Origin of the sequence: Streptomyces seoulensis (assembly GCF_022846655.1) — a bacterium.
GTDB lineage: Bacteria > Actinomycetota > Actinomycetes > Streptomycetales > Streptomycetaceae > Streptomyces.
Genome location: NZ_AP025667.1, coordinates 3,708,253 through 3,721,289, shown reverse-complemented (window position 1 = coordinate 3,721,289; position 13,037 = coordinate 3,708,253). Strand labels below are relative to the sequence as shown.

The window sequence follows — 13,037 nt, the reverse complement described above, 5'->3', positions numbered from 1 at the left end:
CGTTCACTCCCGCTTCGCGACCGTCACGGAGGCGGGCCTGAGCTGCCGTTCACCGTCCCCGTAGCCGGGGCGCAGCACCTCGACGACGGTACCCGGCGGGGCGTCGGGGTCCTCGACGACTCCGACCACCTCGTGCCGGGCCGGGTCGAAGGCGACGCCGTTCTCGGCGTGCCGGGGGTAGCCGAGCAGTTCGAGGACGTTCACCGCCTGGTCGCGTACGGCCTGTACGCCCTCCACGATCGCGCCCGGATCGGCGCCGGCATGGGTCAGGGCCAGCTCGAGATTGTCCAGGACGGGGAGGAAGGAGGCGGCCGTCCGGGAACGCTCCACGGTCCGCTCCCGCTCAAGTTCCCTGGCGTGACGCTTGCGAAGGTTGTCGAGATCGGCGAGTGCGCGCCGCCAGCGGTCCTCCAGTTCCTGGATCGCGGTCGTGTACTCGTCCTCGGCGGGCGGGGGACCGGCGGCGTCGGTTCCCGGTTCGCCGTTCGCCGCCTCGGGCCGGGGTGGGCCCGGTCGGGGCAGATCCCCGTGAGGTGGGCGTCCGGCGTCTTGTGGGGCCGTTTCGACCGGATCCGAGGCGGCGCGGCCGGGTTCCTGGGGGTGGCTGGGCATGGCGCGCCTCAGCCCTTGTCGAACTCGGCGTCGATGACATCATCGTCACCGCCACCGCCACTCGCGGGACCGCCGGTGGCGGCGTCCTGGCCGGGACCGCCACCCGGGGATGCTCCGCCCTGATGGGCTGCCAGCCCGGCCAGCACCTGCTGCAGTTCGGAGGTCAGAGGCCGCACACGCTCCACGCCCGCCTCCTCCTTGACCGCCGCCCGGGCGTCGGACACGAGCATCTCCGCGCGTGCCTTCTCGTGCGCGGGCGCCGCGTCGCCCAGTTCGGCGAGACGCTTCTCGACCTGATACGCGACGGCGTCCAGTTCGTTGCGGGCGTCGACCGCCTCGCGGAGTGCCTGGTCCTGGCCCTGGTTGCGCTCGGCCTCCTGGACCATGCGTTCGACCTCACCGCGGTCCAGGTTGGAGCTCTCGCTGATGGTGATGCCCTGTTCCTTGCCGGTGTCCCGGTCGCGGGCCTTGACGTCGAGGATGCCGTTGGCGTCGATGTCGAAGGTAACCTCGACCTGCGGTTCGCCCCGCGGCGCCGGCCGGATGTCGGTGAGCTGGAACCGGCCCAGCACGCGGTTGTCGGCGGCCCGTTCGCGCTCGCCCTGGAGGACCACCACATCGACGGCGGGCTGGTTGTCCTCGGCGGTGGAGAAGGTCTCGCTGCGGCGCACCGGGATGGTGGTGTTCCGATCGATGATCTTGGTCATCACTCCGCCGCGCGTCTCCACGCCCAGCGACAAGGGGGTGACGTCGAGCAGCAGGACGTCCTTGACCTCGCCCTTGAGCACCCCGGCCTGGATCGCGGCGCCCAGGGCCACGACCTCGTCGGGGTTGACGCTCATGTTGGGTTCCTTGCCGCCGGTCAGTCGGCGGACCAGAGCCTGGACAGCGGGGATGCGGGTGGAACCGCCGACGAGGATGACCTCGTCGATGTCGCTCTCGCCGACCTTGGCGTCGGCCATGGCCTGCTGTACCGGCCCCAGGCAGCGCTCCACCAGGTCGCCGGTGATCTGCTCGAACGTGGACCGCATGATCGAGGCGGTGAGATGCTTGGGCCCGGCGGCGTCGGCGGTGATGAACGGCAGGCTGACCTGCGTCTGCGTCACCGAACTCAGCTCGGTCTTGGCCTTCTCCGCTGCCTCGAACAGTCGTTGCAGCGCCTGCGGGTCCTTGCGCAGGTCGATGCCGTTCTCCTTCTGGAAGCCGTCCGCGAGGTGATCCACCAGGCGCCGGTCGAAGTCGTCGCCGCCCAGGTGGCTGTCCCCGGCGGTGGAGCGCACCTCCACCACCCCGTCGCCGACGTCGAGGATGCTCACGTCGAAGGTGCCGCCACCCAGGTCGAAGACGAGGACGGTCTCGTGCTCCTTCTTGTCCATGCCGTACGCGAGGGCGGCCGCCGTGGGCTCGTTGATGATCCGCAGCACCTCCAGTCCGGCGATCCGCCCGGCGTCCTTGGTGGCGGTGCGCTGAGCGTCGTTGAAGTAGGCGGGCACCGTGATGACCGCCTCCGTGACCCGCTCCCCGAGCTGCTTGGAGGCGTCGTCAGCGAGTTTGCGGAGCACCTGTGCGCTGATCTCCTCAGGCGCGTACAGCTTGTCGCGCACCTTGATGCGGGCCGCCCCGCCCTCGCCCTCGACGACGTCGTACGCCACCGCCCTGGCCTCTTCGGAGATCTCGTCGAAGTGCCGGCCGATGAACCGCTTGGCCGAGTAGATGGTGCCCTTGGGATTGAGGATCGCCTGGCGCCGGGCCAGCTGGCCCACCAGACGTTCCCCGGTGTCGGTGAAGGCCACCACGGACGGTGTCGTGCGGTTGCCCTCGCTGTTGGGCACCACGGACGGCTCGCCGCCCTCCCACACGGCGATCACCGAGTTGGTGGTGCCCAGGTCGATGCCCACTGCCTTGGCCATGAGGAACTCCTCCCGGTACGGCGCCCGCGTCGACTCTCCGGATCACGTTCGTGCAGGAGGGGGGACCTCCGTCGGTTTCCCTTCGGTGCGCACGCAGGGTCTCGGACACTCCCCAGGGTGACGATGCGGGTGGCTCCACGCCTGCGCCTGGCGAGTCAGGAATGCACGGCTCCGGTCGCTCCACGAGTACGAGAGAAAGAGTGCGGACATCTCGGGTAAGCCGTGGGGGAGCGGGTACGCGGCGTACCTCTCGCCTCCCTGAAGACTCAGGGAGAACGGAGTGATCCCATGGCCGGCGGTCGCATGCACAGCCTCCACCACCACACCCCGGACCGGGCGAGCAGCCTTCCGCGAGGCAGCGCCCGGCGTGCCCGGGGTGCGCGCACACGGCCCCGCACACCCGCCCGCACCCGGGCCGACCATGCCTTCCGCGACCTCATGACGCTCTCCCGTGCCATGTTCGACACCCCGGACGAGGGCGAGATCCTGCGTCTGGCCACGGACCACATGGCCGCAGCGGGGCCATACCGTGCCGAGGCCGGATACCTCGAGGTGGGCGGCGACCTGGTCCGCATCTCGGGGAACGGACAGACGCACGCCTCGGCCGTGGGCCGAAGGGTGCGGGAGCTGGCCGGGCAGGACGGCCCCGTGACCGTACCCGGCAGGCCCTGGGGCCGGGCTCTCGGGCTACGCGGACTCGAGGGACTCCACGGCTACCTCGTGGTGACGTCCCGCTCCCGGCCCACCGAGGCCGAGCGGTCCCTGCTCGCCACGCTCGTCCGGCACACCGCTGCCGCACTGTCCGTCGCCGTCGCACGCCGCCGCCGCCGCGAGGACGCGCTGGAGCTGCACCGGCTGAGGGACGAACGCGCAGCCCTCCAGCGGCAGTTGATCTCCGTCGTGGCCGACCTGGAGTACCAGCGGGCCATTCACACGATCATGGCCGAGGTCGCTGCCTCGAGCGGCGGCGAGGAGGCCGTCACCCGCGCACTGCACCGGCTCACCGGACTCCCCGCGCTGTTCGAGGACCGCTTCGGCCGGCTGAGGTCCTGGACCGGCCCCGGCCGCCCCGACCCGTATCCCGAACCGGACCCCGGGCGCCAGGACGAGATGCTGCACGCCGTCGCCCGTCAGGCCGGACCGGTGCGGATAAAGGACCGGCTGGTCGTCCTGGTACGCCCGCACGGCGAGGTCCTGGGCGTGCTGGCCCTGGTCGATGCCCGGGACCAGGCCGACGAGCACACCGTGCTCGCGCTGGAACACGCCGCCGCGTCGCTCGCCCCGGAGCTGACGCACCTGCGCGATCTGGCCGAAGTCGAGCTGAGGCTGCACCGCGAACTGGTCGACGACCTCCTGGCGGGGACGGACGAGGCGAGCGCCTACGCCCGGTCCGAGGCAGTCGGACACGACCTGCGCCGCGGCCACTACATCGTCGTGGTGCGGTGGCCCGACCGGACCGTGGACGACTCCTTCGCGCAGACCGTGGGACGGGCGGCCTCGGCCGTTGGCATGCGCTCGCTGCTGACCCGACGGTCCGACCACGTGGTCCTGGTCGCCGACGACAGACCGCCCGCCCGCGCGTTGTACGAGGCGCTCGCCCGGGCGACCGGGACACGGTCCGGGGCGGTCGGGGTGAGCGCCCCTTGCGACTCCCTGGCCGACATCCCCCACCACTACCAGGAGGCTCAGCGCGCCCTGGAAGTGCGCCGCCACTCCCGCGAGCGCTACGGCACGACGTTCTTCGACGAGCTCGGCCTCTACCGCATCCTGGGGCCTGGCAACGACTACCGGGAACTGGAGATGTTCGTCCAGGAGTGGCTCGGGCAGCTCATCGACTACGACTTCCGGCACCACGGGGCGATGGTGGAGACCCTGTCCCGGTACTTCGACTGCGGCGGCAACTACGACGAGAGCGCCGAGTCCCTCGCGATCCACCGCAGCACGCTGCGCTATCGGCTCCAGCGCATCCGCGACATCAGCGGTCACGACCTCGCGAACGTCGAGGACCGGCTCAACCTTCAAGTGGCCACCCGCGTGTGGAAGATCGTGCTGGGCGGTCCCGGCTGATGCCCAACCGGCATGTCGCGCGAGCGGGTGACGCCCGGGCCGCTGCAGGGCCTCACAGCGCGATGACGTGGCGGTCGACCAGGTCGAGCAGGGCCCGCAGGGCGGAGCTGGGCCGCCGGGTCGACGACGTGCCGAGATGCATGCTCCAGCGGAGCCCGGTGCCGTGGACGTCCAGGACGTGCAGGCCGGGGGTGCGGGCAACGGCGAACGCGGGCAGGAAGGCGATGCCCAGTCCGTGCCGGACCAGCGCGGCCCCCATGTCGATGTCGGGCACTTCCAGGGCCACCCGGCGCACGACGCCCGCCCCGGCGAACGCCCGGTCGACCACCTCGCGGTTGCCGTAGCCCGGCGGGAAGTCCACGAAGGGCTCTGCCGCGAGGTCCGCGAGTGCCACCTCCCCCCGCTGAGCGAGCGGATGGGCGGCGCTCACCACCAGGACGAGCGGCACGGTGGCCAGCTCCCGTGCGTCGATCCCGGCGGGTTTGTGCTCGGGCAGCGACAGGAAGGCCACGTCCAGGTCCCCGCTGAGCAGCGCGTGCGAAAGTCCCGCCGATCCGGTCGTCGCCAGCCGCAGCCGGACGTCGATCGCCGGATGCCGCGCGTGCAACTGCCCGAGGAGCGCGGGCAGGTCCACCACCTCGACCGAGGCCATGGCGCCCACGTTCACCGTGCCGCGCACCGTGTCCTGTGCGGCGCGCACGGCGTCCTGGGCCGCCTGGGCGGCGTGCAGGGTGGCCCGGGCCTCCGGCAGCAGCGCCGCACCCGCGCCGGTGAGCCGGACCTGCTGCGACGTGCGCTCGAACAGCGTGCAGCCGAGTTCGCGCTCCAGGGAGCGGATCGCGGCGGACACCCCGGACTGCACCACGTGCAGCCGACGAGCGGCACGCGTGAAGCTCAGCTCCTCGGCGACCGCGATGAAGTGTTCCAGCTGACGTAGTCCCACCGCCGACGCTCCCGACGAACCGACCCACCGGATCCCGGCACCCGCTCCCGCCGGCCTGCCGCCCCGCGCCCGCGCGCCGCGCCGCGCCTCGCACACGACCGGCTTCTGGTTCGTGGCGGTGGCCTTCACCGTGCTGATGGCCTTCGGTACCGCGCCCACCCCGCTGTGGCCGCTGTCCGAGGCCCGGGACCACTTCGGCGCGACCACGGTCACGGTGGCGTACGCCTCGATGGTCGTGGGCGCGGCGGCCGCCTTCCTCGGACTGGGGCACCTGTCGGACCGGCTCGGCCGACGGCGCGTCATCGTCCCGGCACTGCTGGTCGGCATCGTCGCGTCGGTCGTACTGATCGCGTGGCGGGACCTGCCGGGGCTGATCGCGGGCAGGATCCTGAACGGTGTCGGACTGGGGCTGATGGCCTCGACCGCGACGACGTACCTGCACGACCTCCACCACGAGGCCCGTCCGGAACGGACGGATTCGGCGCTGCCCGGCATCGTGGCCACAGCCGCCAACCTCGGCGGCCTGGCCGCGGGCCCCCTGGTCGCCGGAGCCGTCGCCGAATGGCTTCCGACGCCCCTGATCACCACCCAGGCGATCTTCTCGCTCGCGATGGCGGTGTGCCTGGCGCTGGTGCTGTCCACCCCTGAGACGGTGGATCGGGAGCTGCCCGCGGCCGAACCGCCCAGCAGGTTCGTCCTGGTCCCCGGCGGCCGGCGGACGTTCGGCGCGGCCGGCGCGCTGGGCGCCTTCGCCTTCGCGATCCTCGGCCTGATCTCTTCCCTCGGGGCGAGCGTGCTCCACGGCACCCTGCACACCGACTCGCACCTCGTGGTCGGCCTGGCGGCCTTCCTCATGTTCGGTTCGGCGGCTGCCGCCCAGCTGGTCCTGGGCCGACTCCCACTGACCCGGCTCCTGACCGTGGGGGCAGTGGTCTTCCCGGTCGGCCTGGTCCTGTGCGCCGTCGCTCTCCACCACCCGGCGCTCTGGCTCTACCTGGTCGCCGTGTCCCTGTCGGGAGTCGGCTCCGGGCTGCTGTTCAAGGGAGGCGTCGAACGTGCCGTCTCAGTGGCCGCGCCCGCCTCACGCGCGGGGGTACTCGCCGTGTTCTTCGTCGTCGCGTACCTGGGAATGGGCGTGCCCTCCGTCCTGTTCAGCATCGCCCTGCGGCATTTCGCCGTGCAGACAGCGATGATCGGCTTCGCGGCGGTCCTCTCCTGTGGCGCCGCCGTGTCGGTCGCCGTCGCGTCGCGTGACCGCTCACCCGGCCCCGGCCCGCTCTCGGCGCAGTCCGCTCGGCCCTCCTGACCTCCCTGCGGAGCCATTCGCCACCGGTCGTCTGGGTGGCGCGGACGTGGGCACTCGGTGCGGGCGCACGTGACGTGGATCCACGCCAGACAGGAGGCCCGAGATGTCTGCGGAGCCGGCCAGAACGATAACGCTCCCCTCCGGGGAGGAGGTCGCGGCGCTCGGGCAGGGCACCTGGTATCTGGGTGAGGAACCGGCCCGGCGTGAACAGGAGATCGCCGCGCTGCGGCTGGGCGTGGACCTGGGCATGACCGTCGTCGACACGGCGGAGATGTACGGCGACGGCGCAGCCGAGGAGCTCGTCGGGGAAGCCCTGCGGGGACGCCGGAAGGAGGTCTTCCTCGTCAGCAAGGTGCTTCCCGGGCACGCCGACCGGAAGGGCACCGTCGCCGCCTGCGAGGGCAGCCTGCGGCGGCTTGGTACGGAACAGCTGGACCTCTACCTGCTGCACTGGCGGGGACGGTGGCCACTGGAGGAGACCCTCGCGGGATTCACCGACCTGATGGAGGCCGGGAAGATCCGTGCCTGGGGCGTGAGCAATCTGGACGTCGCCGAAATGGTGACGCTGACCGCCCTCCCCGGCGGCGACGCCGTGACCGTCGATCAGGTGCTGTACAACCTCTCCCGGCGCGGCATCGAGTGGGATCTGCTCCCCTGGTGCCGCGAGGCCGGGGTGCCGGTCATGGCCTACTCACCGGTCGAGCAGGGGCGGCTGCTGAAGGTCGACGCTCTGGGTGCCGTGGCCCGGGCCCTCGGAGCCACACCGACCCAGGTGGCACTCGCCTGGGTGCTGGCACAGGGGGTGGCCGCGATCCCGCGCTCCGGTTCTCCCGACCACGTTCGGGAGAACCGCGGCGCGATGGACCTCCACCTTCCCGCCGAGGCGCTCGACGCCCTCGACGAGGCGTTCCCGCCGCCCGGCGGGCCCACGCCCCTGGAGATGCTCTGAAGGAGCTGACAGGCGGAGCGCCCGCTCCGTCGTCGGGATGGGGATGCCTGCGCCGTTCATGCTGCTCTGCCGGGGGAAAAGGGGGCTCCCATTTTCGGCCTGGGGTGCGGAGGCGCTCGGCAGGGGGCTCTGCGAACGTCGACCGGGTGACAGCCGATGGCGGCGCGGGCGGGAGCGACTGACGCCGTCCGTTCCCGGCGAGGAGGCGAGTTGAGCATGACTGTGATGGGTGTGCCGAAGTTCCAGAGGTTCTTCCGCGCCGCCGCAAGCCTCGACATGGACAAGAACGACCTGAAGCGGTACGGCGACTTCGTCGACGCCAAGCTCTACGACCTCATGGTCGTCGGCCAGGCCTCGGCCAAGGCCAACGGCAGGGATACCGTCGAACCGTGGGATCTGCCGATCACCAAGGGCCTCCAGGAGAGCATCCACAGGTTCCGGCGGCTCGACGAGGAGGTCGAGCTGAAGCCGATCCTGGAACAGCTCGCCACGCACCCTCCCCTCGACAGGACACCCACCCAGGAGACCGAAGAGCGCTACCCCGAGATCATCGGTGGTCTCAGCGTCGCACTCGCCGAGACGTTCGAAATCATGTACCCGGATGTCAAGAACCCGCAGACCAACCACTGGGAGGGCGTGACCGCGGTGTTCGACCGGCTGCTGTAGGAGTCGCGCCCCGGTGCATGTCGCCGGACCGAACCGAGATGCCGGACGGGGGCGGGCCAGGAAGTGAAGGGAGCCGAACATGACACAGGAACTGCAGGGGATGCGGGTGGCGATTCTCGCCACCGACGGTGTCGAGCGCGTGGAGCTCGACCTGCCGCGCGGTGCGCTACAGGGCGCGGGGGCCAAGACCGAGATCCTCTCGCTCCACCCGGGTGAGATCCAGGCCCGGCAGTTCGACCTCAACGCGGCCGGAACCTTCCCCGTCGACCGTCTGGTCGCCGACGCCTCCGTCGGCGACTACGACGCCTTGCTCCTGCCCGGCGGCACCATGAACCCCGACCAGCTGCGCATGGACCGCGACGCGGTGCGGTTCGTCAAGGACTTCATGGCCGGCGGGAAACCGGTTGCATCGATCTGCCACGGCCCGTGGACCCTGGTGGAGGCGGACGCCGTGCGCGGCCGCCGGCTGACGTCCTGGCCCAGCATCCGCACCGATCTGCGCAACGCCGGCGCGGAGGTCGTCGCCGACCAGGAGGTGGTCGTCGACGGGCAGCTGATCACCAGCCGTGGCCCGGCCGACCTGCCCGCCTTCTGCGCGACCATCGTGGAGCAGTTCGCCAGGGCGCACCACCCGGTTCCCGGCTGACCCGGCGGCCTCGCCGTCAGCGGTGGGAGCGGGCACGCCGCGCGGTCGACGGCATGCGGCTCCGGGGCCGTACCGGTTCTCCGTCGCGGGACACGTCTTTCGCGTACGGACCGTGGGCAGGGTCTACGAGTCGTTCCCCCGGTGGCGGCGCGCAAGCCGGGCCGCGAGGTGAGGGCCGGTGGCGCTGCGGCGGGCTTTCGCCACCTTGGCCGGCCGCCCGGCCGCGACGACCCGCCCGCCCGCGTCGCCGCCGCCCGGCCCGAGGTCGATGACCCAGTCGGCGGTGGCGATCGTGTCCAGGTCGTGCTCGACGAGGACGACCGTGTTGCCGGCGTCGACGAGCCGGTGGAGCTGTCGTAGCAGCAGCGCGATGTCCGAGGGGTGCAGCCCCGCCGTCGGCTCGTCGAGCAGATAGAGCGCGTGCCCGCGCCGGGCTCGCTGCAGTTCGGTGGCCAGTTTGATGCGTTGCGCCTCACCACCGCTGAGTTCCGTCGCGGGCTGGCCCAGCCGCAGGTACCCGAGTCCCACCTCGCGCAGCGTCTCCAGACTGCGGGAGGCGGCCGGGACGGCGGCCAGGAACTCGGCGGCGGCGTCGACGGACAGCGCCAGGACTTCCGCGATGTTCTTGCCCCGGTAGGTGACTTCCAGCGTTTCGGCGTTGTAGCGGGCGCCCGCGCAGGTCGGGCACGGTGCGTAGGTGCCGGGCAGGAACAGCAGCTCCACCGCGACGAATCCTTCGCCCTGGCAGGTCTCGCACCGCCCTTCGGGCACGTTGAAGGAGAACCGCCCGGCCGAGTAGCCGCGCGCCCTGGCCTCGTCCGTCGCCGCGTACAGCTTGCGCACCGCGTCGAACATCCCCGTGTACGTGGCTAGGTTGGACCGGGGAGTCCGGCCGATGGGCCGTTGGTCGACCAGGACCAGCCGGTCGAACGATTCGACCCCCGACGCGTCCTGGACGTCGACCTCCAGCCGCGCCTCGTCGGGCTCCTCGGGTACGAGTCCGAGGTGGCCGCGGACGACCTCGGCGAGCACCTGAGTCACCAGCGTCGACTTTCCGGAACCGGACACGCCCGTCACCGCCGTCAGCACGCACAGCGGTACCTCCACGGACACGTCGCGCAGATTGTGGCGGGAGACGCCGCTCAGGTGCAGCCAGCCGTGCGGTGTGCGCGGGTGGTGGTCGAGAGGCTGGGCGCGCCCGGACAGATACTGGCCCGTGGCCGACTCCCCGACCCGCTCAAGACCGGCGACCGGACCGCTGTACAGCACGCGTCCGCCGCCCTCACCCGCGCCGGGGCCGATGTCGACCACCCAGTCCGCCCGCCGTACGACGTCCATGTCGTGCTCCACGACGAACAGCGAGTTGCCCGTCGCCTTGAGGCGGTCCAGCACGTCCAGCAGCGGTTCCGCGTCAGCCGGGTGCAGGCCGGCGGAGGGTTCGTCGAGGACGTAGACGACGCCGAACAGCCCCGAGCGGAGCTGGCTGGCGATCCGCAGGCGCTGCGCCTCGCCGGGCGACAGGGTCGTCGAGCGGCGCCCGAGGCTGAGATATCCGAGGCCCAGGTCGAGCAGTACGTCGATCCGCGCGACCAGATCGCCACAGATCCGGACCGCGACCTCGGTCGTCTCCCCGGACCGGGCGGTCGACGTGGTGGCGTCGGCCTCGGACCGCCCCGCGACGGGTCGCAGCAGCGCCACGACCTCGGTGAGCGGCATCGCGTTGATCTCGGCGATGGAATGGCCGGCGAAGGTCACGGCGAGCGCCTCGGGCCGCAGTCCGCTGCCGTGGCACTCGGGGCAGGGCACGCTCCTGACGAACCGGAGCGCCCGTTCGCGCATCCTCTCGCTCTTGGAGTCGGCGAGGACGTGCATGACGTGCTTGCGGGCGCTCCAGAACTTCCCCTCGTAGCCGTAGTCGACGCGGTCCTCCTCCGGCTCGATGTACACGGAGGGCTGCTCGTCCGTGTACAGGAGCCAGTCCCGGTCCTTCTTCCTCAGCCTGCGCCACGGCCGGTCGATGTCGATCCCCAGGCCGTTCACGACACTGCGCAGGTTGGCACCCTGCCAGGCGCCCGGCCAGGCGGCGATCGCGCCCTCGCGGATGCTCAGCGAGGGGTCCGGGACGAGTAGGTCCTCGGCGACGTCGTGCACGACGCCCAGTCCGTGGCAGTGGGGGCAGGCGCCGGCCGCGGTGTTGGGGGAGAACCACTCGGCGTCCATCCGTGCGGCCCCGGGCGGATAGGTTCCGGCGCGGGAGTACAGGATGCGCAGCAGATTGGACAGCGTGGTGATGGTGCCGACGGTCGAGCGTGAGCTGGGCGATCCGCGTCGCTGCTGCAGGGCCACGGCGGGAGGCAGTCCGGTGATCTCCTCCACGTGCGGCGCGCCGACCTGCTGCAACAGCCTCCGGGCGTACGGTGCCACGGACTCGAAGTAGCGTCGCTGGGCCTCCGCGTAGAGCGTGCCGAACGCGAGCGAGGACTTGCCCGAACCGGAGACGCCGGTGAAGGCGACCATCGCGTCCCGTGGAACGTCGACGTCGACGTTCCGCAGGTTGTTCTCACAGGCACCCCGGACATGGACGAAGGGGTCGGTCGCGTCTTTGTCCACCTTTCCTGATTACCCGATCGCGCCGGGAACCGCGCGCTGTGTCTTCTCGGGTGCGGGACCGTGCCGGCGGGGGTCAGCGTGTCACGCGGCGTCGGCCGTGCCTCGCAGGCATCCTGTGGGCACGTGCGATCGCGGGGGCAGCCGACGTGAAGGAGTCATGCGGGTGTCGTCCCAGGGCGTTACGGTCGTGGCTCTCCTGGCGGATCCGGATGCGCCGACGGAGATCGCGCAGCGCATCGCCCGCGCACTTCCCGCTCGGCTCGCCGAGAAGTCGGGGGAGGGGCGACGGTTCGATGTTCAGGTGGTCAGTGAGCCCTTCACCGCGGGGACCGAGGACCCGCCCACCTTGATGCGCCGGATCATGGACCGCGCGAGGACGGAGAACTGGGACATCGTCGTGGCCCTCACCGACCTTCCGCTGCACGCAAACGGGCACAAGCTCGTTGTGGATCTGGATCACGAGCATGGTCTGGCGTTGCTGTCCCTTCCTCCTCTGGGCGGCCTGCGGCTGCAGACGAGAGCCCGGCAGGCCGTGGAAGAAGCCGTGCTGAGTTTGGCGGGCCGGACGGCCACCGGGGCAGAGGGACCACCGTCGAGTCAGCCGCTGGGACGCTTCGTCGGTCCTCTTGCGCCTGTCCACCGGGCCCACGTCGGTGAGGAGGAGACCACTGATCTTCGGTACGTCGTCAGCGGCCCGCGCGGCTACCTGAGGATTCTCGGCGGAATGGTCCGCGCCAACCGACCGTGGCGGTTGGTGCCTGGACTGTCGAAGGCCCTGGCGGCCGCACTCGCCACGGGAGCCGTCGCCACCGTGAACTCCACTGTCTGGAGCCTGGCCGAGTCCCTGAGCGTGCCACGCCTCGTGATCGCCATGGTCGGATCTGTCGCGCTCATGATCGGCTGGCTGATCGTGGACGCGGAACTGTGGCATCGGTCCACGGACGCCTCGCCGGAGGAGAGGATGAGGACGGGCCTCTACAACGCCTCGACGATCGCGACCGTGGGTATCGGGGTGTTGGTCTGCTACGTGGGTTTGATGGTCATCAACCTGCTGTGGGCGCTGTTCATCCTCAACGACCGAGTGTTCGCTTCCATGACACGAGCTCCGCTGCACGCCGCGGACTACTGGACGCTGTCCTGGTTCGTCGCCTCGGTCGCCACCGTGGGCGGCGCGCTGGGGTCGGGCTTGGAGAGCGACGAGGCGGTCCGGGCGGCCGCCTTCTCCAAGCGCGAACAGGAACGCCGTAGCGCGTTGCAGGACGACTAGGGCGACTAACTGGTGACTCAAGTCGGAGATGTGCCGTCGTTTCATGGGCGTCACGCCTGGA

Annotated in this window: 10 protein-coding genes; 6 read left to right on the top strand and 4 right to left on the bottom strand. The window is 71.2% G+C overall.

Annotated features, from left to right (window positions below; translation table 11 throughout):
* Nucleotides 1–3: 3 nt before the first annotated feature.
* Both grpE and dnaK read right to left on the bottom strand, forming a co-directional pair.
* Nucleotides 4–612 carry a nucleotide exchange factor GrpE gene (grpE, locus tag HEK131_RS17125; RefSeq protein ID WP_244335961.1) on the bottom strand — a complete coding sequence of 203 codons (609 nt, stop codon included), beginning with the start codon at nt 610–612 and terminating at the stop codon, nt 4–6.
* Nucleotides 613–620: 8 nt separating this feature from the next.
* Entirely contained in the window at nt 621–2,522 is a 1,902-nt protein-coding gene (gene dnaK, locus HEK131_RS17120) for a molecular chaperone DnaK (RefSeq protein WP_244335960.1), read from the bottom strand.
* A 438-nt stretch (nt 2,523–2,960) separates the two neighbouring features.
* Here dnaK and HEK131_RS17115 point away from each other — a divergent pair, with 438 nt between their 5' ends.
* Entirely contained in the window at nt 2,961–4,589 is a 1,629-nt protein-coding gene (locus tag HEK131_RS17115; RefSeq protein WP_244335959.1) for a PucR family transcriptional regulator, read from the top strand.
* Nucleotides 4,590–4,641: 52 nt separating this feature from the next.
* On the opposite strand, the gene HEK131_RS17110 is transcribed toward HEK131_RS17115, so the two are convergent.
* Entirely contained in the window at nt 4,642–5,532 is an 891-nt protein-coding gene (locus HEK131_RS17110; RefSeq protein WP_244335958.1) for a LysR family transcriptional regulator, read from the bottom strand.
* A 118-nt stretch (nt 5,533–5,650) separates the two neighbouring features.
* Here HEK131_RS17110 and HEK131_RS17105 point away from each other — a divergent pair, with 118 nt between their 5' ends.
* From HEK131_RS17105 to HEK131_RS17090, 4 genes are all read left to right on the top strand, one after another.
* Entirely contained in the window at nt 5,651–6,838 is a 1,188-nt protein-coding gene (locus tag HEK131_RS17105; RefSeq protein ID WP_244335957.1) for an MFS transporter, read from the top strand.
* Between the two features lie 103 nt (nt 6,839–6,941).
* Nucleotides 6,942–7,787 carry an aldo/keto reductase gene (locus HEK131_RS17100; RefSeq protein WP_244335956.1) on the top strand — a complete coding sequence of 282 codons (846 nt, stop codon included), beginning with the start codon at nt 6,942–6,944 and terminating at the stop codon, nt 7,785–7,787.
* Between the two features lie 216 nt (nt 7,788–8,003).
* The gene (locus HEK131_RS17095) at nt 8,004–8,453 is read left to right on the top strand and encodes a DUF1931 family protein (RefSeq protein ID WP_244335955.1); all 450 of its coding nucleotides are present in this window, start codon (nt 8,004–8,006) and stop codon (nt 8,451–8,453) included.
* Nucleotides 8,454–8,532: 79 nt separating this feature from the next.
* Nucleotides 8,533–9,099, top strand: coding sequence for a type 1 glutamine amidotransferase domain-containing protein (locus HEK131_RS17090; RefSeq protein WP_244335954.1), 567 nt, complete (start codon nt 8,533–8,535; stop codon nt 9,097–9,099).
* 123 nt (nt 9,100–9,222) lie between these two features.
* Here HEK131_RS17090 and uvrA read toward each other — a convergent pair whose 3' ends face one another.
* On the bottom strand, nt 9,223–11,709 hold the full coding sequence (gene uvrA, locus HEK131_RS17085; protein ID WP_244335953.1) for an excinuclease ABC subunit UvrA: 2,487 nt from the start codon (nt 11,707–11,709) through the stop codon (nt 9,223–9,225).
* A gap of 157 nt (nt 11,710–11,866) precedes the next feature.
* Here uvrA and HEK131_RS17080 point away from each other — a divergent pair, with 157 nt between their 5' ends.
* Entirely contained in the window at nt 11,867–12,976 is a 1,110-nt protein-coding gene (locus HEK131_RS17080; protein WP_244335952.1) for a hypothetical protein, read from the top strand.
* Nucleotides 12,977–13,037 lie beyond the last annotated feature (61 nt).